Source organism: Pantoea phosphatilytica, from assembly GCF_051025615.1.
Classification (GTDB): Bacteria; Pseudomonadota; Gammaproteobacteria; order Enterobacterales; family Enterobacteriaceae; genus Pantoea.
Map to the genome: position 1 here is coordinate 808497 of NZ_JBPFDF010000001.1, position 21684 is coordinate 830180.

A 21684-nucleotide genomic window follows, 5' to 3' on the forward strand; every position below is an offset into this window, starting at 1 on the left:
TCTGCATGCAATCTCTGCAACATCATCTGGCCACTGCCACGATCGGCGAGACGCTCGCTGAGGTCACGCGTCAGATTCAGGTCACGCCGGCGGATGCCGATCTGCGGGCCGCCTTTGTGCAGCTGCTCTGCCTGGCGGGTAACTGGTCGCGCGCGCAGACGCAACTGCACTCCTGGCTGGCGTTAAGCCCGCAGGCTCAGCCAACGGTTAATCTGCTGCAGCAGGCGATCGCTGGCGAGCGGCAGCGGGAAGCGGTGCTGCGCGGTGAAGCGGAGCCGGTGCTGCCGGGCAGCGCCTGGGCGTGGTGTAACACGCTGCTGGCCGCCCTGCAGGCGGACGCGGCGGGCGAGGCTGCGCGGGGTCAGGCATTGCGGGCCGGGGCGTTCGACCTGGCCGCCGCCAGTCCCGGCACGATCACGCAGCAGGATCAGCCGACCGCCTTCAGCTGGCTGATGGATGGTGACAGCCGCTTCGGGCCGGTGTGTGAAGTCATTAATCAGGGGCGCTACTACTGGCTGCCGTTTGCCGCGATCCGTGAGATGCAGTTTCAGGCACCCGCCAGCGTGACCGATTTGGTCTGGCGGCATACGCGGATAGCGCTGATTGATGGCAGCGAACAGGTCTGCCAGATCCCGGCACGCTATCCACTGCGGGCAGAAACGGAGGAGCATTTCCTGCGGGCCAGCGCCACTGAGTGGCTGCCGCTGGGCGAAGAGAGCGATCAGTTCATCGGTCAGGGACAAAAAATGTGGCTCAGCGATAGCGCGGAGTTTTCACTGCTGAACCTGCAGAAGGCGGTGTTCGATGATGCCGGATCGGCCGATGAGTCATGATTCCGGCGCGCAGAACGATCGCTATGCGCAGCTGCATGGCGGCTTTCGCGCGCGCAAAAAGCGTGATGCGTTAACTGCCCGCGACAAGCTCCAATCCTCCCTGCTGGATCGCCTGACCGACAACGCGCCGGATAAAGAGCAGGAGGCGGACAACAGCATGTTGATCACCCACAGTACGCTGCGCCGTCACGTCCTGCGCGATCTGCAGTGGCTGTTTAACACCATCAACAACGAAGCGCAGCAGGATCTCAGCGGCTTTGACCATGTGCAGCGATCCGTCTGGAACTTCGGTGTGGCACCCCTGGCCGGGCAGAACGTCTCCGACCTCGAATGGCAGGATATGCAGCGCAAAATGACCAACGCCATTCTGCACTTCGAACCACGGATCCTGCCGCAGGGGCTGCAGGTGCGCTGCATCAGCGATCTCGGCTCTCTGAGCCTGCACAACGTGCTGTCGATTGAAATTAAAGGGCAGCTCTGGTGCGTGCCTTATCCACTGGCGTTTCTGTTTCGCACCCAGGTTGATCTGGAGAGCGGCCACTTCGAACTACAGGATGCAGGATAATCATGGACAGCAATCTGCTTGACTACTACAACCGCGAACTGGCCTACCTGCGCGAGATGGGGGCAGAGTTTGCCACGCGCTACCCCAAAGTTGCGGGGCGTCTTGGTATGCACGGGATCGAGGTGGCCGACCCCTACGTCGAACGCCTGATGGAGGGCTTCGCCTTCCTGACGTCGCGCGTGCAGCTGAAGATGGACGCGGAGTTTCCGCGCTTCTCACAGCGCCTGCTGGAGATGATCGCGCCTTCATATCTCTCGCCCACGCCGTCAATGGCGATTGCGCAGCTGACGCCGGACAGCCGCAAAGGGGATATCACCCAGGGCTTTCGCGTGCCGCGCGGCACCATGATGGAGAGCCAGAACCTGAAAAAGACCGGCGTCACCTGCAGTTACACCACTGCGCACGATGTGGTGCTGCATCCGCTGCGGATCAGCGAAGCCACGCTCGGCGGTGTCCCTGGGGATCTCCCTTCTGGCGAACTGAAACTCACCGGCCTGGGCGCGGCCAGCGCGCTGCGCATCCGTATCAGCTGCGACGGGATTTCGGCGCTGAGCCAGCTTAACGTGAACGACCTGATGCTGTTCCTGAGCGGCCCGGACATCCAGGCGCTGAAGCTGCTGGAACTGCTGATGCAGCACCGGGTGGGCATCGTGCTGCAGTCGGTCGAAAAGCGCCCACAGCGTCAGGTTCTGACGGATGAGGCGCTGCAGCAGGAGGGCTTTGCGCCCGAACAGGCGCTGCTGCCTGACGATCTGCGCAACTTCGACGGCTACCGTCTGTTGCAGGAGTACTTTGCATTTCCGGCCCGCTTCCAGTTTATCAGCCTGGGCGAGCTGGCACCGTTCCTGCGCCGCTGCGACAGCGCCACGGCATTCGACATCATCATCCTGCTCGACAAAGCCGACAGCGCCCTCGAAAGCGTGGTGGACAGCTCACATCTGGCGCTGCACTGCACGCCGGTCATCAATCTGTTTCCCAAAACCGCCGAGCGCCTGAAAGTCAGCGACAGCCAGCATGAATATCATCTGGTGGTCGATAACATCCGGCCACTGGATTATGAGGTGCATTCGGTTCAGCGGCTGTTCGCTACCGTCGAGGGTCAGCGTGAAGAGCAGGTCTTTCGCCCGTTCTGGAGCACCTTCAGCGGCGACGAGGGCGACTATGGCGCTTACTTCTCGCTGCGCCGTGAGCAGCGCACCCTCTCAGAGCAGGCACAGCGCTACGGCACCCGCACCGGCTACATCGGTTCAGAAGTCTTCCTGTCGCTGGTGGATGAGCATCATGCGCCGTGGCGCGACGGAGTGCGTTATCTCTCTGCTGAGGTGATGTGTACCAGCCGCGATCTGCCGCTGATGTTACAACAGGATCAGGGTAACTTCGTGATGCCGGACTCGATTCCGGTAGGGGAGCTGAAGCTGTGCAAAGGGCCGACGCCCCCGCGTCCGGCGCTGGCCGAGGGGCTCTCCGCGTGGCGGTTGATCAGCCATCTGCAGATGAACTATCTCAGCCTGATGGACAGCCGCGAAGGTGAGGGCGCGGCGGCGCTGCGCCAGCTGCTGAGCCTCTATGCGAACCTCGCCGACGCGCCGGTCGCCCGTCAGATCGACGGCATCCGCCACTGTACGCTCAGCGCGGTTAACCGCCGCGTGCCGGAACCTGGCCCGGTGGTGTTTGCGCGCGGCGTCAGTATCAGCCTGGAAGTCGATGAGCAGGCGTTTTCCGGTGCCAGCCCGTGGCTGCTCGGCAGCGTGCTGGAGCGGGTCTGCAGCCGTTTAGTGGCGCTGAACAGCTTCACCGAATTTACGCTGAACAGCCAGCAGCGCGGCGAGGTGGGCTACTGGCCGCCGCGCATGGGCCGGAAAGCGCTGATATGAGACACGAAAAGGTCACTCCACTGCCACGGTTTACCCGCCTGCCGGAGGATTTCTGGCAGCAGCTGATGGCCGCGCCCTGGCGCTACGATCTGTTCCAGCTGCTGCGGCGGCTGGATGCGCAGGGCGGACAGCGCTATCCGCTGGGACGGGCACCGCTGCCGAAGTTTGAGGCCGTGCGTATCGGCCAGGCACCCTCGCTGGCGTTTGCGCCCGCCGCCATCGCCAGCGCCGCGCCGCGTGACGAGGCGGGGCGTCACGACCTGTCGATCTACAGTTTTGGTCTGTTTGGCCCCAATGGCCCGCTGCCGACCCATCTGACCGAGTATGTCCACGAACGCATCGTGCATCATCAGGATCACAGCCTCTCGGCGTTCGCTGACCTGTTTCATCATCGCGCCACGCTGCTCTTCTACCGCGCCTGGGCGGATGCGCAGCCGACCGTGTCGCTGGATCGCCCCGACGACCGGCGCTTCCTGAACTACCTCGCCTGCCTGGCGGGGATAGGATTACCGGCCCAGCAGCAGGCCAGCTCGCTGAGCCTTCATGCCCGTCTGATGCTGGTGGGACATCTCAGCCGTCACGGTCATGATGCGGAAGGGCTGGTGCGTATTCTGCGCCACTACTTTGGTGTGCCGGTCAGGCTGACCCAGAACCTGCCGCACTGGCTGACGCTGGATAGCCGCGATCAGGCCCGGCTGGGCGCAGGCCGCCACATGCCCCGTCTGGGCGTCTCGGCGTTTCTCGGCGTGGCGGTGCGCGATGTGCAGCATCGTTTTCGCCTGCACCTGGGGCCGCTCAGCGCCGCGCAGTATGCCCACTTTCTGCCGGATGCCCCCGGTGCGCAGGAGTTGCGCGACTGGGTGCGTCACTACCTCGGCATCGAAATGCAGTGGGATCTCAGCCTGATCCTTGCCGCTGACGACGTGCAGGGCGTGGCGCTGGGCGGCACCGCGCGACTCGGTTACACCAGCTGGCTGGGGCAGACGCCGCAGCCACAGGATCGTGAAGATTTTATGTTTGAGGTTGAGGCCGCCCTGCGCTGACTCAACCGCTTTGCCCTTACACAGCCTGCGTCTTTCATTGAAGAGAGCCCCCTATGTCAGAAATCAGCCGTGCCGTACTGTTCGGCAAACTGGATACGCTGTTATTTACCTCGCTGGAAAGCGCCACCGCCTTTTGCAAACTGCGCGGCAATCCCTATGTTGAACTGGTGCACTGGCTGCATCAGCTGATGCAGCAGCAGGATGGCGACTTACAGCAGGTCATCACACATTTTTCACTGGACGAAAAGGCGCTGACCCAGGATATCGTGGCCGCTCTCGATCGTCTGCCGCGCGGCGCCAGTGCGGTTTCCGACCTCTCCGAGCATATCGACAGCGCCGTCGAGCGGGCGTGGGTTTACGCCTCGCTGAAATATGGCGCAACCCGCATTCGCGGCGGCCATCTGCTGGTCGGCCTCCTCAAAACCTTCAACCTGGCCAGCGTACTGAAAGGCATCTCCGGCCAGTTCAGCCGCGTCAACGCCGATGCCCTGCTGGCGGACTTTGATGCGCTGCTCAGCAGCAGCAAAGAGGCGCAGCAGGCGCTGAGCGCCCCGGCAGAGAGCGCAGGCGTGCCGCCTGCCGCAGGCGGCAGCACCCTGGCGCAGTATGGACAGGATCTGACCGCCCGCGCCCGCGACGGCAAAATCGACCCGGTAGCCGGGCGTGATGACGAGATCCGCCAGATGGTGGATATCCTGATGCGCCGCCGCCAGAACAATCCGCTGCTGACAGGCGAGGCGGGCGTCGGTAAAACCGCGGTGGTCGAGGGCCTCGCGCTGCGTATCGCGGCGGGTGATGTGCCTGCGCCGCTGCGCGACGTGCAGCTCTGGCTGCTGGATATCGGCCTGCTGCAGGCCGGTGCCGGGATGAAAGGGGAGTTTGAGGCGCGGCTGCAGGCGCTGATCAATGAGGTTCAGTCCAGCCCGACGCCGATTGTGCTGTTTGTCGATGAGATCCACACCCTGGTGGGCGCGGGCGGTCAGCAGGGCACCGGCGATGCCGCCAACCTGCTGAAACCGGCCCTGGCGCGCGGCCAGCTGCGCACCATCGGCGCGACCACCTGGGCGGAATATAAGAAGTATATCGAGAAAGATCCGGCGCTGACCCGTCGCTTCCAGACCGTGCAGGTGCAGGAGCCGGATGAAGCCAGGGCGATCCTGATGCTGCGCAGCACCGTCAGCGCGCTGGAGAAGCATCACCAGGTGCTGCTGCTGGATGACGCGGTCACGGCGGCGGTAAAACTGTCGCATCGCTACATTCCGGCGCGCCAGCTGCCCGACAAAGCAGTGGCGTTGCTGGACACCGCCTGCGCCCGTGTCGCGGTCAGCCAGGGCGCACAACCTGCGGCGCTGGAGGATTGCCTGCATCGTCTGGCCGCACTGGAGATTGAAGCGGAGATCGTCGCGCGCGAAATCCGGGTCGGACTGGGCGATGTGACCCGCCAGCAGGCGATGGCAGACGAGCGCCAGACCCTGGAGGCCGAACGGGATGCGCTGGAAAGGCGCTGGCTACAGGAGCGCGAACTGGTTGAGACACTGATTGCGCTGCGCGCCCGCTGCGTCACCGAAGATGACCCGGCGCTGCGCGAACAGCGCGACGCCACGCAGCAGCAGCTCACAGCGCTGCAGGGCGAGGCCCCGTTGCTGTTTGCCGCCGTCGATGCAGGCGTGGTGGCTGCCGTGGTGTCAGACTGGACCGGCATTCCGCTGGGCCGGATGGTGAAGAATGAGATCGACGCCGTGCTGAATCTGGCGGACACCCTGAACCAGCGCGTCATCGGACAGCGCCACGGTCTGGAGCTGATTGCGAAGCGGGTGCGCACCACGCGCGCGCGCCTCGATAATCCCGACAAGCCCGCAGGCGTCTTTATGCTGTGCGGCCCGTCCGGCGTCGGTAAAACCGAGACTGCGCTGGCGCTGGCGGAGTCGCTCTACGGCGGCGAGCAGAACATCATCACCATCAACATGAGTGAATTCCAGGAAGCACACACCGTGTCCACGCTGAAAGGCGCACCGCCGGGCTACGTCGGCTACGGGGAAGGTGGCGTCCTGACCGAAGCGGTGCGCCGTCGCCCCTACAGCGTGGTGCTGCTGGATGAGATTGAGAAAGCGCATCCCGATGTGCACGAGCTGTTCTTCCAGGTGTTCGACAAAGGCTGGATGGAGGATGGCGAGGGTCGCCACATTGATTTCCGCAACACCATTATCATTCTGACCTCGAACGTCGGCACGCAGTTGATCAGCGCCATGTGCGCCGATCCGGAACTGATGCCCGATCCCGATGCCCTCAGCACCGCGCTGCGTAAGCCGCTGCTGGAGGTCTTCCCGCCTGCGCTGCTGGGCCGTCTGCTGGTGGTGCCCTATTACCCGCTCAGCGATGCGATGCTGGCGGAGATTGTCCGGCTGCAGCTGGCGCGCATCGTGCGGCGTCTGGCCGACAACCACGGCATTGAGGCGCAGATCGATGAGTCTGTGGTCAGCCAGATCGTCCGGCGCTGCACCGAAGTCGAGTCGGGCGGTCGCATGGTTGACGCCATCCTCACCAACACGCTGTTACCGCAGATGAGCCAGATACTGCTGAGCGCCCACGCCCGCGATGAACGCTATCGCCGCGTAGATGTGCGCTGTGAGCAGGGCGAATTTGTCTGCCAGTTTGCTGTTTAAAGCCGTTAGCTATCAGAGAGTTTTCGAATATGTCGGAACATGATCAACCCCTGAATGTCCCCAACGCCCTGCCGCTGGGTTACCGCTTCAATGAATTTGAAATCAAAGAGGTCATCGGCGGTGGCGGCTTTGGCATCGTCTATCGCGCCTGGGATCACCAGCTGGAACGCGATATCGCGATTAAAGAGTTTATGCCCGCCTCGCTGGCGGTGCGCAGCGATGACCTCAACCTGGTGCTGCGCAGTGAGCGTTTCAGCAAAACCTTTCACGCCGGACTGAACAGCTTTATTCAGGAGGCGCGACTGCTGGCGCGCTTCAATCACCCGAACCTGCTGCATGTGCTGCGTTTCTGGGTGCAGAACGACACCGCCTATATGGGCACCGTGTTCTACAGCGGCACCACGCTCTCCAGCTTCCGAGAGCGTCATCCTCAGTCGGTCAATGAGGCCTGGATCCGCCGCTTGCTGCCGCCGCTGCTGGGCGCAATCAAAACCATCCATGAGGCGGGTTATCTGCATCGCGATATCTCGCTGGATAACATCCAGATCCAGAGCAGCGGCGAGCCGATCCTGCTGGATTTCGGATCGGCCCGGAAAACCATCGGCAATCTGTCCGATGAGAGTGAAACCATGCTGCGTCCCGGCTACGCGCCGATTGAACAGTACAGTGACAACGACGAGAGCGAGCAGGGCGCATGGACCGATATCTACGCGCTGGGCGCGGTGCTGCATACCCTGATTACCGGGGCGCCGCCGCCGGTGAGCGTGGTTCGCAGCATCGAAGATAACTATCAGCCGCTGGTGCAGCGCCGTCTGGCGGGTTACTCCGCATCGCTGCTGAGCGCCGTCGATCGCGCGCTGGCGCTGAAGCCGGAAGATCGTCCACAGAGCATCGATGATTTTGCGGCGCTGATGGCGCTGCCGGAACGCGAACCGGAACCACTGCTGAGCGCCAGAATCAGCGGGCCGGGCACCATGCTGGTGCCTGTCGAAGAGCAGGTGGTCAGCAAACCCGACTCGCCGCTGAAAACATGGCTGGGACACCGGTTTGCGCTGCCGGGCCTGGTTGCCGCGGGTGTGCTGGTGGGCCTCTGTGCGGGGCTGCTGATGTCGGGCGGCCAGCAGGCGACGCCACCGGCGGAAACGGCGCAGAACAACGCGCCTGCCGCCACGGCTACACCGGCCAGCCCTGCGGTTACCGCGCCGCCAACCCAGACGGACGAACCCACAGAGACGGCCGCCAGCACGCCGGTCCAGCGTGCCGAACCCGCCCCTACAGCTACACCGGAGCCGCAACCGGCACCGCCAGCCGCGCCGGTCGCGCAGGTCTATATCCGTCTGCAGCAGGGTGAGCGTGTTCAGGTGAACGGTCAGCCACAGGCGCTGGTGCCGGCGGTAAACGGCTTCGCCACGCTGCAACTGGCACCGGGTAGCTACACCTTCGCCATCAGCGGCCAGAACGGCACCCGCCAGCAGACGCTGACCATCAGCGAAGAAGGCGTCTGGTTGCTCGATCCACACAGTTAAAAGTCAGGGATTACTTATGTTCTCACGCATTACTGCACAGCTGCCGGCGGACGGCCTGCTGTTCCACACGCTCAGGGGCACCGAGACGCTTTCGCGTCCGTTTGTGCTCACCGCCGAGCTGCTCTCCACCGATGCGCGCATCGACCGCCACGCCCTGCTGGGCCAGCCGGTGACCTTCACGCTGCCGGCCGGCGGCCTGCTGAGTGCGCTGAACCCGCGCTACCTCAACGGTAAAATCACCCGTGTCGCGGTGCGCAGCCAGGAGCTGAGCGGCACCCGTTACGCGCTCTATGAGCTGACGGTGGAGCCGGACCTGTGGCCGATGCAGCGCGACCGCAACCTGCGCATCTTTCAGAGCCAGACGGTGCCGCAGATAGTGCAGATGCTGCTGAAGGAGTACGGCGTGAACGTCGAGACGCGCCTGGCGGGCAGCTACCGGGTGTGGGAGTACTGCGTGCAGTATCAGGAGAGCAGCCTGAATTTCATCAGCCGCCTGATGGAGCTGGAGGGGATGTACTACTTCTTCCGCCACGAGGCGGACAGGCATACGCTGGTGCTGTGCGACGCGCCGGACCAGCATCAGGCGTTTCCGGGCTACGGGACCATCCCCTACCACGTCACCCCGTCGGGCGGCGTAGTGACGGAAGAGGGCATCAGCCAGTGGTCGCTGGCGGAGAGCGTGACGCCGGGCATCTACAGCACCGACGACTACGACTTCCGCAAGCCGAACGCGTGGATGCTGCAGGCGCGGCAGAACCCGGCGTCGCCGGTGCCGGGGTCGGTGGACGTCTACGACTGGCCGGGTCACTTTGTTGACCACAGCCACGGCGAGTCCTACGCGCGCATCCGCCAGCAGGTATGGCAGGCGGAGCACCACCGCGTCAGCGGGTCGGGCACGGCCACCGGCATCGCGCCGGGCTTTACCTTCTCGATACTCAACGCGCCGCACTTCAGCGACAACGGCGAGTACCTGGTGACCTCGGCCACCTATGACTTCGCCGAAAACCCGTACGCCAGCGGCGACGGCGGGGCGAGCCGTCACAACATCGACTTCACGGTGCTGCCGTCATCGGTGACGTGGCGCACGCCGCCGGAAACGCCGTGGCCGAAGACGCACGGCCCGCAGACCGCGAAGGTGGTGGGGCCGAAAGGCGAGTCCATCTGGACCGACCGCTACGGGCGGGTGAAGGTGAAGTTTCACTGGGACCGTCTGGCGAAGGGCGATGACACCAGCTCGTGCTGGGTGCGCGTCTCCAGCGCCTGGGCGGGCCAGGGGTTCGGCGGGGTGCAGATCCCGCGCGTGAACGATGAAGTGGTGGTGGACTTCATCAACGGCGACCCGGATCGTCCGCTGATCATCGGCCGCGTGTACAACGAGGCGAGCATGCCGCCGTGGGCGCTGCCGGCGGCGGCGACGCAGATGGGGTTTTTAAGCCGGTCAAAGGATGGCACGGCGGACACCGCGAATGCGCTGAGGTTTGAGGATAAGGCGGGTGAAGAGCAGGTCTGGCTGCATGCTGAAAAGAACATGGACACGGAGGTGGAAAACAATGAAACCCTCAGTGTTGGCAGCAACCGGACCAAAACCATCGGTGGCAATGAAACCACCGAGGTGAAGAAAAACCGCACTGAAACGGTCGATCAGAATGAAACCATTACCGTTCATCAGAACCGTACTGAGACGGTGGATGGTAATGAAACCATCACCGTGCATAGCAATCGCACCGAAACGGTCGATCAGAATGAGAAAGTGCGGATTGGGCAGAATCAGTCGGTAACGATAAATGGCAATCAGACACTGAAAGTGGATCAGACGAAAACTGAAACGATTGCTCTGGCGTCAATGCTCAATGTTGGCCTGGCGCAGAACACGAATATCGGCGCAGCCTATGTGCTCAATGTCGGCGCTGGCTGGATGACTAATGTCGGCGCAATGCAGATGCACAATGTCGCTATGAAATATTCGCTGAATGCCGGGCGGGATATCGCACTTTCTGCCGGAACAAATGCAGAGTTCAGTGCTGAAGACAAAATCACCCTAGTATGTGGCGAATCGATGATTGTGCTCGAGCAGAACGGCACCATCACCATCAGCGCGAATAAAATCAAGCTGGTTGGTGAGAAGGTGATTGATATCGATGGCACACAGATAGACATCAACTGATTATGGAAAATTTTGCCAATTTAACTGCCTTTCCGGCATTACTCTTTGATTCCTTAGATCAACACGACCATGGCTTTTCAACAGTCGTTGCCCGTCTTAGCTATGATCTGGATATAAAAAGTGGTGAACTGGTTTTCTGTGAGGATCAGGGTGAGCTGGTTGAGCAGGATAGCTATTTCGTTGAGCAGGGCCGGAGCAGTGTCCGATTTGAAAGCGATTTGGCCCCTTATAAACCACGTATGGATGTGGTCATTAATGCGACCGCCTGGGCACCTGAAGATAAGCCGGTAAAAAGTTTTACCGCTGGCGTTCAGTTGGGGGATTTTACCCGTCTCATTAAAATTAATGGACCGCGTGAATGGCGAAAGATGATTGCCACCTGGCAGCTAAGTGAATCTCAACCGATAACATCGCTGGATCTTCGCTACGAATACGCAGTGGGAGGATTGTACTCTTTAGAGGGTGAAAAAATTATTGCCTCTCCGGTAAACAGTGTTGGGATGGGATGGTATCCTCCCGAAGTACTGAAAAACCTGAAAGCCCAGCGCCTGACAGCCCCACAGATCGAGTGGCCAACACAGCCAGTACAAAAAATTGATCAACAGTCATCACCTGCGGGTTTTGGCTTTTTTGGCCGAGGCTGGCAAGGAAGGATTGAACTGGCAGGACGTTACGATGAAAAATGGCGAAAAGATCGTCATCCTTTACTGCCGCAGGATTTTAACTTTGCTTACTGGAATGGCGCGCATCCTTTAATGCAATTTCCCTTACCGGAACCCCTCAAAAGTGTACCTGTAACGCTGCGTTATTTTATTTCATCCCGTGAGATTGAGAATCAGCAGATTTATTTGCAGGTACCCGTGGAATCACTTTTTGTATTTATTACCACGGAGAAAGGGGCTGGAGTGGCAAAAGATATGGTCCTTGATACGCTGGTTATCGACCTGGATGAGCGAAAAGTACATTGTAGCTATCGTACTGTAATTTCGGAACTTATGGAGCCGGTCATGACCGAACTGCGTTTCATCAAAGCGGAACAACGCCAGCAACAGCTGGCGCTTGCCGCAAGCCATAATAGTCACTCTGCTTCACGCCAGTTTGTGCCTTTACCACCGAGTCTGTTGGCTAAATTACACCAGGTGAAAACGAATGGCTGAAAATTATGCTGCCCGTAAAGATGGTGCATACAAAGTAGTAGGTATGGCACCTGATCTTTGTTTTACGCCGGGATCGCAATCTCCCGTCCCCTATCCCGTACAGACCACGCTTGGCTCATCTTCATCCACAATCAATTCTGTCAAATTTAATGGGCATCCTGCCTTTGTATTCAATCAAAGTTTTGTGCCCAAAACGATTGGAGATGCAGCAGGAACGAACAAGGGTGTTACCAGCGGAACGGTGGAGGGCAATTGTTGGCCGATTGAACACAGTCCTGATACCAACATAGGCGGTTTCAGAATTATCAGAGTTCAGGATATGTTTTTCATGAATGGCAGTTTCTTGCCAGGCATGCTTGGCATGTCCAAAAGTGAACGATGGAAATACCGTAAACACCTGATTGAATTGGGAAAGTTCAGTAGCGATAAGAATGTTCAGGCTGCAGCAAATCGTCTTGAACTGGATAACACCGCCGTTGAAAAAGCTCGTTTAGCCTCAGTGATTTATGATGGAGGAGAACCATCTGAACCAACCCCCGGTATGCCTGAAGGATGGATTGATATAAGTAATGATCCAGAGGCACTAGGTAAAATAAATTTGAAACCTGAAAATCTTATTGCTGACGGGGCTCCGGGGTTCAGAGCCAGAGTTTATGCGCCGGATCCGGCTGTATTTGGTTATGATATGAAAACATCTGTTGTTTTTCGCGGCACAAGAAAAACGGAGATTGAAGACTGGAAGGAAAATATCAATCAGGGAGTTAACAAAGAATCTAGCTATTATAAACAAGCAGTTATAATAGGTAAGAATTTACCTACAGTTGATAATGTTGATGTGGTCGGTCATTCTCTCGGTGGTGGATTAGCGTCTTCTGCAGCAGAAGCGGGCAATGTTAAAGGATGGACATTTAATGCTGCGGGATTAAGCCAGAATACTGTATCACGATATTCCGGTTCATCGGGTTCCGGAGATGCAAAGAATATCGATGCATTCAGAGTGAAAGGAGAGATATTGACTGATGTTCAGGAGATTAATACCGGAAGGTTGCTGGAGTTTGGACTGAAGTATGGGCCTGGGCTGGCTATGTTAAAGGCGTATATTGCAGGAAAGGCGCCTGACTCTGTAGGTATCAGGCACAATCTATCCGGCGGAGAGGGCAATCCTGTCACGTTGCACGGCATGGAGCAAGTGATACATTGTCTTGAGTTAGAAAAGAGCCACGATATAGCAACGATTACAGGAGAAAAAATTTGAACATTCTAAGAAAGATGATTTTTTTGCCTTTTTTATTTTCGTTTTTAACATTACAGGCTTGTGGTGATATGAAAAAGATCCATCCGGAAGAGTATTTCTCAGGCAGTCAGTTACAACTGGCGCAGGCAATTGAAGATGGCAACGTTGATGAGGTAGAAAAGTTATCAACGCAGACTGATCTTAACAAACCAGGCAAGAAGGGCTTAACGCTTTTGTATTATGCCCTCAGTGAAGCTTCAAGTAAGGACGTTAACAGACTCAATGTAATGAGTGCTTTAGTGAAGCATGGTGCTGATCCTGTTCAATACGTTTCTGATATGGGATCGGTGGCAACGAATACAGCGGGATATTCAGACCCTGTTTTCGTCAAAGCATTGATTGAAGGAGGGATGGATAAAAATGTGAAATTTAAAAGCACACCAATAATATTTTATTCAACCAATGAACGGGCTTTTCCAACTTTAAAATATCTTGTAGAGATTGGTACTGACGTCAATGCCAAAGATGGTCTTGGACAAACCGCAATTTTTGAAGGAATGTATGGTGAGCAATATGATCAGGTTGAATATCTCCTTAATCATGGTGCCGATGCAAATGTTACTAATATCAATAAATTAACGTTTAATCAATTAGTGGATAGGACGATTAATAATACCAATAAAGAAAGCGTGAAAGCCATTGATAAGCTGAAAGAGATAAAAGCGCTGGCACAAGCAAACCGATAGGGTTTCGGAAGAGGCTAAGTGGTATAGGTTAGTTGCACGCAAATCTTCAAACGATTTGCGTGCTAGTTTGGCCTATAGCACGAGGGTCAGACCATAAAAAACAGAGTCCCTGTCACTATTTGTAATAAGTTCTTTGAATCTGCATCTAATCGTTAGAGGTACAGCTTGAGCCTTATCAGGCGCATGGTTTTTTCATTTTATTTGTTAACTCTTCAGGCTTGTAATATGAATGCAATTCATCCGGAAGAATTTTTTTCAGGAAGTCAGTTATAACTGGCTCAGGCAATTGAAGATGGCAACGTTGATAAGGTGGAAAAATTATCAACGCAAACTGATCTCAATAAGCCCGGCGAGAAAGGACTTACGCTTCTGTATTATGCCCTTAGCGAAGCTTCAAATAAAGATGTTAACAGACTTAATGTAATGAGTGCGTTAGTAAAACATGGCGCTAATCCTGTCCAATACGTTGTCGACATGGGATCTGTGGCAACTAATACAGCGGGATACGCAGACCCTGTGTTTTTTAAAGCCTTAATTAAAGGCGGGATGGATAAAAATGCGAGGTTTGAAAGTACGCCGATAATATTTTATGCAACCAATGAAAGATCCTTCCCGACTCTTAAATATCTCGTAGAGATTGGTACTGATGTCAATGCAAAAGATAGCTTAGGTCAAACGGCAATTTTTCAAGGTATGTATGGTCAACAATATGATCAGGTTGAATACCTTCTCAATCATGGCGCAGATGCAAATATTACTGATGTTAATAATGTAACTTTTAATCAGTTTTTGGATAAAACCATCAGTAATACCAATAAAGATAATAAGATGGCAATCGATAAGCTGGAAGATAAAAAAATTAACCCACAAAAATTAACAGATATTTGGGTCAAATTAAAAAACAGCTTCAGATGGATGCCTGAGCGTGCAATGAATTCAGACTGATGAATCCGGCATGTTTATAATTAGTGACAGGTTCAGATTGCATAACGGCCTGCTTAAACCGCTCTGCTCGCGATTTAACAGGCGCTAAGAAGTGCTGGCTGACGTGTCAGATGCATTGTGATAAATCCTGACTTATTCACTTTCTGGCATGATAGCGAGATGGTGCGGTACTGGTATCAATCCTCGCACCTGAATAATGTGGGCATTATGATGATTGCTCTGGAATTTTAATTATTGCATGCCTGTATGTTACGATCTCACTCATTGATTTTATATAAAAACCCTTTTGAAAAAATCTGGCTACTTTATCTTTTTTTTCTCGGCGCAATGAATAAATCCTTAAGCGGAACCTGGTGAAAATTTTTACCTGAACTGCATCGCATGCCTTATCTGAATAAGCACGCTTAACATAAAAATCCTTCTTTAACCTGTATATTTTCGCACGGAGCTCCAATGGCAACCGGAAACACGATTGGTAAATTACAATATGCGCCTGCGCCACAAGGCCATGTGGCGGCGGGCAGTGCCAACCCGCCGAAAAAGAAAAGCTGGTGGAGCAGTTATGGCGACTGGGTCCATACCGGTCTGGACGTGTTAGGCGCAGTTCCAATTGTTGGCACGGTGGCTGACGGCGCGAACGCGGCAATTTACACCGCAGAAGGCGATTATGGTAACGCAGCACTTTCAGCTGCATCGGCGGCGGCTAACTTTGTACCCGGTGGTGGGGCAGCGTTTAAAGCCGGTAAGCTGGCAGCAAAGGCTGGTAAAGCAGTAGAAGCCGCGAAAGTGGGCAAGGGTATTGCAAAAGAAGGTGCTGAACTGGCAGAAAAAGCAGCCGTCAAAGCCGAAACAACCGCCACTAAAGCTGAAGCTAAAGCCGCTAAAAAAGAAGCTGATGAAGTTATCAGCGCGAAGAAAGCGGGCAGCGGAAAAGGAGGCAGTGACAAAGGACATGCGCAGAAAAAGACTGAGCCGTGCAAAATTCCGGCAAGGCCTCTGCCGCAGGTCGAGATGGCGATTGGTAGTCCGGTTAACCCTGTACTGGGTATCAAACTGTTATTCGGTCCTGAAGATAATGATTTTTCTTTTCCAGCCTCGGTTCCCCTTAACTGGCAACGCTACTATTTTTCCGATGAAATCGGCAATGGCTGGCTGGGGCAAGGCTGGTCGTTACCGTTCTCACAGGAAGTCCGTAAGAAAGCGGGGCTGCTGATCCTGATCGATGAACAGGGCCGCGAAATAGAATTCCCTCTGCCCGAACCGGGCCGTCAGCCTCAGCTTCATCGCTATGAGCAACTCTATCTTTCTCAGCCGCAGGCTGATGAATTCCGTATTTCCTCTGCGGATGAAAGTCAGCACTGGCACTTTACACATAAAACTGAATCTGACCGCTGGCTGCTATCCGCCATCAGCGACCGTCACGGCAACCGCCTTAATATTCGTTACAACATCCTGCATCTGCCGGTGCAGATTGAAGACAGCGCCGGACGTCGATTCAATATCGCTTTTTCACGATTTGAGTCGGATGCAGGTATTCCCTTTTACCGTATCACCGGTGTCAGTGTCTGCCACCCCTCAGATCCTCTGAATGCTGAAGTGCTCTGTCAGTACGATTATTCACCACAGGGTGATTTGGTCGCTGTGCGTAACGAACTCAACGAGGTGCTGCGTGAATTCCGTTACCGTAACCACATTATGGTGGCGCATCGTCGCGCGGGCGAAATGGAGTGTTTTTATCACTATGACACCTATGCTCCTGAAGGAAAGGTACTGGCACATCGCGACAGCCTCGGCGGGGAATGGCGTTTTGAATATGGCAGTCAGACTACAACGGTCACTGATGTACTGGGACGCGTGACACGCTATGACTTTGACGACAATAAGGAACTGATTGGCTATCAGGATGCGATGGAAGGGCATATTCGTATCAGACGTAATACCCGCGGTCAGATGACACAACTCACCGACCAGAGCGACCGGATAACGCGCTACCGATATGATGAACGCGGCAACTGTACGGCCATCATTGAGCCAGATGGTCAGACTACACGTTTTGATTATCACGAACGCTGGAACACGCCGGTTCGTGTGACCAACATGCTGGGCGGAACACGTGAATTTATCTACGACACAGCAGGAAACTTAATCCGTTTTTCGGATGAGATAGGACGCATTACAGAATACAACCATGATGACCGTGGCAATCTGGTCAGGGTACGTGATGCTGCGGCAGGCGTACAAACGTTATGCTGGAACCAGGCCAACTTTCTTATCAGTCATACCGATTGCTCAGGGCGCACATCGACCTTTGACTATGACAAATATGGCTGGATGAAGCAGCAGACGGATGCGGCAGGAAATAATACCCGGTTCTATAACCGATGGAATGGCCTGCCCCAGCGTATTGTGCATGCCGATGGTGGAACGGAAAGCTTTGAGTTTGACCGCTGGAAACGGCTGATTGCCTGGCAGGATCCTCAGGGGCAGGTAACCCGCTGGGCGCTGGCGGCTGACGGCTTGCCGTTAACGCGGATGGATGCCTCTGGTCACAGCATTGGCTATGAGTACGATCTGGCCCGTCGTCTGACCGCACTGATCAATGAAAATGGCGCGCGCTATACATTCCGCTACGATGCCCGCGATAACAGGATAGAGGAGCAGGGCTTTGATGGTTGCAGGACACGTTATGAATATGATGACAGTGGCTGGCTGCTGACACGAATTGAAGAGGGCGATGGAAGTGGGCCGCTCATCCAGTCACGTTATGAGCGGGATGCTGCAGGCAGATTGCTGGAAAAGCTGGTGTCGCGCGGTGGAGATGCGACATGGCAACGTACCCGCTATCGTTACGATGCACTGGGACGCCTTACGGCAGGTGTCAACCACGGCGGACGCTCTGAACTCGAATGGGATGATGCCGGACAGTTGCTTACTGAACTGACGCTGGTTCGGGGGCACCGTTATGAACTGCGCCACAGCTATGACGAGCTGGGTAACCGGACGCACACCATTTTACCGGATGGCCAGGAACTGAAGCAGTTGTACTACGGCAGCGGACATCGGGTTCAGGTTAACCTGGGTAACCGGGTCATCAGCGAAAGTGAACGTGACGTTCTGCACCGGGAAGTGCGCCGCACCCAGGGCGCAATCACCAGCGAATATGTGCACGATGAGATGGGCCGGCTGATAAGCCAGCGCGCCAGCCGCGGGGCACAATCAGCGGTGGCACGCGAATATGTCTGGCGACGCGACGGCCAGCTGATGCAGATGACGGATAAATACACGGGCGATCATCGCTACGAATATGACGCCCTGGGACGTATGACGCGGGCGCGTGATGAGCGTTTTGCCTTTGATCCGGCGCATAATCTGCTGAGTGATTCTCAGGCGCAGCCCCTGCAGGACAACCGACTCAGGGTTTATGAAGACAAACGCTGGACCTACGATGGCTTTGGTAATGTGACGCGCAAGCAGAGTGGCCGTCACACAGATCAGCAGTTTGTCTGGGATGCTGAACATCAGCTGACCGAATCAGTGAGTACCCGCAACGGAACTGAACAGCGAACCACCTATGGCTATGATGCGTTTGGCCGCCGAAGCTGGAAACTCGATGCTTTTGGTATTACGCGCTTTGTCTGGGAAGGTAATCGCCTGCTGAGTGAAGAGAGAGGCTCACGTTGGCATATCTGGATTTACGAGGATGACAGCTTTGCTCCGCTGGCGCAGATCAGTCTGCAGCAGGGTGAAACGGAGCACGATGCACAGATCCACTGGTTTCATAATGATGTCTCAGGTCTGCCACGCGAGCTGACTGGTGCTGACGGCAGTGTAGTCTGGCGAGCCGTCTATCGTGCCTGGGGTAATACGCTGCGCACAGAGCAGGCAGCAGTGGAAGGTGCAGAGCCGATTTATCAGCCGCTGCGCTATCAGGGCCAGTATTTCGATGCGGAAACAGGTTTGCACTATAACCGTTTTCGCTATTATGATCCGGATGCGGGCAGGTTTGTGAGTCAGGACCCAATAGGGCTTGCTGGTGGGGTTAACCTTTATCAGTATGCGCCGAATCCGCTGACATGGATCGATACGCTGGGCTTGAGTAAGTGCAAAGATAGCTTCGAACAGGCTAGAAACAAAGCGTTAAAATGGCTCGAAGAGAGGGGCTTCAGGGCTGAGAGAGTTAATACCGGAAAATTTGGTGCTACTAAAGGCAAGCCCATAGGAATGACAACTGCTGATGGTAAAACTGGATTTAGAATCGAATATGATGACCGTAGCGGTGCTCATATAAATGTATTCAGCGGGAAAGACAAGGGTGAACATTATCTTTTTGAAGCAACAGAATCATCAGTGAAAAGATTACAAAAGTTATTTAATTTGCCGTCAAAGCCGTGGAGAACAAAATGACTCTAGATGAAGAGGTTTTATTGGATGTGAGTAAGTTGAATCCTAGGCCAATCATTATTAATGAATGGGAGCCAATTGCGGACATTCTATCAAGTTCATTCAATTGGAAAGGTTCAAAAATAGATTGGAATTCATTAGGGTTACACATTGAAAAGCCAGTGGACTTTAAATCATCAAAAGTTGACAAGGAAGTTGAAGAGTTTATTGAAAAAAGTGGTTTGAGTAAACTTATAATTTATGCCAAAAATATTTATTATGTTAATGACTCTTCGCTTGATTTTGCAGTTTCACTTAACATGGAAAATTTTTCGTCTTTTGTGATCTATGCAATCAACAATATCCCTCAGCATCATTATTTTTTCGATGAGAGAGCGAGGTGGTGTTTTGCTATTACTACAGAAGGCTATCTTGATTTAGGTGTTAGAGGTTAGTGATTACACTGGTATTTAATTAATTGCGTGGGATTAGGGTTGTCAGTAATCTCGATAAGCGTATAATACCCAGAGAAAAACAAGCGTTGCATTTTTAATTTGGCACGTAATATTTTGAGTGGGTATTAGGCGCAAATGATACAGGGCGATAAGCTTAGCGTTTATTAGGAAAAAATAATACTTTCACTATCATGACCTGGATGCTGACAAGCTTGCAAGCCAGTATCCATTGGGACTGGCCGGGAGTGCTGACATTAAAAGTTCACTCTGAATCCACTTTCCTCGTTGACCCGATCGGGTTGAGTAAATATCTTTCAAATAATAAAAAAAGCATGAAGGCATTAGTGAAAATAATTTACTCAGGTTAGATGACTGTAATGCATACATACTAATGCACAGCTAGTCTCGGATTGAAAATAAAGATTAGTTAACAGTTATCAAATTAAATGTTATAAAAAATATGCCCTTAAAGTTGAGGGTGTCCTGTTAAAATTAAAAGTGGCAAATCAGTGGTTTTTCGATAAGAGTTGCCAAAGGATACGAATTGGAAAGTTTTTTGCAGAATTTTTAATGGCTGATAAAGTCTACGAATAATAATAGCCAGAAGCGTTCTTAACGAACCTTCCGGCTTTTTACCTTCAGCTGCTGACTTAGGGCAGCAATGTCTCTAACTGCTGTGTGGCGAGTTGTCTATCACAGACCAGCAGTTTGTCTGGAATACTGAACATCAGCTGACCGAATCGGTGAGTACCCGCAACGGAACTGAACAGCGGACCACCTATGGCTATGATGCGTTTGGCCGCCGAAGCTGGAAACGCGATGCTTTTCGTATCACGCGCTTCATCCGGGAAGGTAATCGCCTGCTGAGTGAAGAGAGAGGCTCACGTCAGCATATCTGGATTTACGAGGATGAAAGCTATGCTCCGCTGGCGCAGATCAGTCTGCAGCAGGGTGAAACGGAGCACGATGCACAGATCCACTGGTATCATAATGATGTCTCAGGTCTGCCACGCGAGCTGACTGGTGCTGACGGCAGTGTAGTCTGGCGAGCCGTCTATCGTGCCTGGGGTAATACGCTGCGCACAGAGCAGGCAGCAGTGGAGGGTGCAGAGCCGATTTATCAGCCGCTGCGCTATCAGGGCCAGTATTTCGATGCGGAAACAGGTTTGCACTATAACTGTTTTCGCTATTATGATCCGGATGCGGGCAGGTTTGTGAGTCAGGATCCGATAGGGCTTGCTGGTGGGGTTAACCTTTATCAGTATGCGCCGAATCCGCTGAGTTGGGTGGATCCGCTTGGGTTAACTAAATGTGCACCAAATAAGAAAACAACTTATGAAGGTGTTAGTCGTAGGGATGCATTCAGGCAGGCTAAACGTGATGCAGGAATACCTAAGAATCAGCAGCCTTACGAAGTTAGTAGAACTAAATTAGGTGACGGATATGGTGATTATATGAGAGACAAAAATGGGATCCCTATTGAAACTCGACAATACCATTTCAAAGACGGGAATGGTTCGACTGTGGTAATTCAGGAGCATAGTTTAGGACATGCTAAAGCAACACCTTTACATGGTGCTGAACCACATTTTAACGTAAGGCCAGTCGAACCAGTGACTGGGAAAATTTTAGATACCGGTAGTGTTCCTGGAACTCACGGTCATTATAATTTTCCATAAGGAGTTGATATGTGGTTTGAATGTGCTTTACATAAAGAAAAAATAACTCATATGTTTGGTGATGTTTTTGAATTAAAAGACGCCCAATTAAATGGATTCTACTTTCATGAAACATCATCCATCAGATTCTTGTTCAGCATTAAAGGCATCCCTCAAAAACACCCACAGAAATGGGATGGTAATGGATATAATGCGATGAATATTGTTCTGGGTTTTGATGGAGTAAAAAAATTTAATGCTAATTGCTCCAAGGTTAACATTATATGCAATCCGGATATTCATAGCTCTCAAGGTAAATCTACAATTAGCATAAAAAGTGAGGTGGGCTCTATCTTTTGTGAATCGGAGTTTCTGACAATAGAAAATATTAGCCCGTATACTGATATAGGATGGGATTGATTTGGCTTTCAATAGGAATGA

General features: G+C 54.2%; 14 protein-coding genes and 1 pseudogene. All 15 read left to right on the forward strand.

Going from position 1 to position 21684, the window contains the following annotated elements; all coding sequences use genetic code 11:
• Nucleotides 1–5 precede the first annotated feature (5 nt).
• The 15 genes and pseudogenes from ACR6AS_RS04080 (at nt 6) to ACR6AS_RS04150 (ending at nt 21663) form a co-directional block, all read left to right on the forward strand.
• The gene (locus tag ACR6AS_RS04080) at nt 6–833 is read left to right on the forward strand and encodes a type VI secretion system accessory protein TagJ (RefSeq protein WP_367395407.1); all 828 of its coding nucleotides are present in this window, start codon (nt 6–8) and stop codon (nt 831–833) included.
• Complete coding sequence (gene tssE / locus ACR6AS_RS04085) at nt 823–1398, forward strand: type VI secretion system baseplate subunit TssE (protein ID WP_111140770.1); 576 nt, start codon at nt 823–825, stop codon at nt 1396–1398. The genes ACR6AS_RS04080 and tssE overlap by 11 nt, the downstream gene beginning before the upstream one ends.
• 2 nt (nt 1399–1400) lie before the next feature.
• Complete coding sequence (tssF, locus tag ACR6AS_RS04090; protein ID WP_418802504.1) at nt 1401–3272, forward strand: type VI secretion system baseplate subunit TssF; 1872 nt, start codon at nt 1401–1403, stop codon at nt 3270–3272.
• The gene (gene tssG, locus ACR6AS_RS04095) at nt 3269–4315 is read left to right on the forward strand and encodes a type VI secretion system baseplate subunit TssG (protein ID WP_111140768.1); all 1047 of its coding nucleotides are present in this window, start codon (nt 3269–3271) and stop codon (nt 4313–4315) included. The genes tssF and tssG overlap by 4 nt, the downstream gene beginning before the upstream one ends.
• A gap of 53 nt (nt 4316–4368) precedes the next feature.
• Nucleotides 4369–6978 (forward strand): type VI secretion system ATPase TssH, encoded by a 2610-nt coding sequence (gene tssH / locus ACR6AS_RS04100; RefSeq protein WP_434161202.1) that lies wholly within the window; start codon nt 4369–4371, stop codon nt 6976–6978.
• Between the two features lie 29 nt (nt 6979–7007).
• Entirely contained in the window at nt 7008–8504 is a 1497-nt protein-coding gene (locus tag ACR6AS_RS04105; protein ID WP_434161204.1) for a serine/threonine protein kinase, read from the forward strand.
• A gap of 16 nt (nt 8505–8520) precedes the next feature.
• The gene (locus tag ACR6AS_RS04110) at nt 8521–10668 is read left to right on the forward strand and encodes a type VI secretion system Vgr family protein (RefSeq protein ID WP_434161206.1); all 2148 of its coding nucleotides are present in this window, start codon (nt 8521–8523) and stop codon (nt 10666–10668) included.
• 2 nt (nt 10669–10670) lie between these two features.
• Complete coding sequence (locus ACR6AS_RS04115; RefSeq protein ID WP_434161208.1) at nt 10671–11825, forward strand: DUF2169 family type VI secretion system accessory protein; 1155 nt, start codon at nt 10671–10673, stop codon at nt 11823–11825.
• Nucleotides 11818–13080, forward strand: coding sequence for a Tle-like phospholipase domain-containing protein (locus ACR6AS_RS04120; protein ID WP_434161210.1), 1263 nt, complete (start codon nt 11818–11820; stop codon nt 13078–13080). The genes ACR6AS_RS04115 and ACR6AS_RS04120 overlap by 8 nt, the downstream gene beginning before the upstream one ends.
• Nucleotides 13077–13805, forward strand: coding sequence for an ankyrin repeat domain-containing protein (locus ACR6AS_RS04125; protein ID WP_434161213.1), 729 nt, complete (start codon nt 13077–13079; stop codon nt 13803–13805). Before ACR6AS_RS04120 ends, ACR6AS_RS04125 begins: the two co-directional genes overlap by 4 nt.
• A gap of 309 nt (nt 13806–14114) precedes the next feature.
• Complete coding sequence (locus ACR6AS_RS04130; RefSeq protein ID WP_434161215.1) at nt 14115–14750, forward strand: ankyrin repeat domain-containing protein; 636 nt, start codon at nt 14115–14117, stop codon at nt 14748–14750.
• A 453-nt stretch (nt 14751–15203) separates the two neighbouring features.
• Nucleotides 15204–19154 carry an RHS repeat-associated core domain-containing protein gene (locus ACR6AS_RS04135; protein WP_434161217.1) on the forward strand — a complete coding sequence of 1317 codons (3951 nt, stop codon included), beginning with the start codon at nt 15204–15206 and terminating at the stop codon, nt 19152–19154.
• Entirely contained in the window at nt 19151–19585 is a 435-nt protein-coding gene (locus ACR6AS_RS04140) for a type IV secretion protein Rhs (protein ID WP_367395420.1), read from the forward strand. The genes ACR6AS_RS04135 and ACR6AS_RS04140 overlap by 4 nt, the downstream gene beginning before the upstream one ends.
• Before the next feature lie 695 nt (nt 19586–20280).
• Nucleotides 20281–21264: pseudogene (locus ACR6AS_RS04145) on the forward strand (RHS repeat-associated core domain-containing protein); the annotation flags it as partial.
• A 9-nt stretch (nt 21265–21273) separates the two neighbouring features.
• Nucleotides 21274–21663 carry an Imm50 family immunity protein gene (locus ACR6AS_RS04150; RefSeq protein ID WP_434161221.1) on the forward strand — a complete coding sequence of 130 codons (390 nt, stop codon included), beginning with the start codon at nt 21274–21276 and terminating at the stop codon, nt 21661–21663.
• Nucleotides 21664–21684 lie beyond the last annotated feature (21 nt).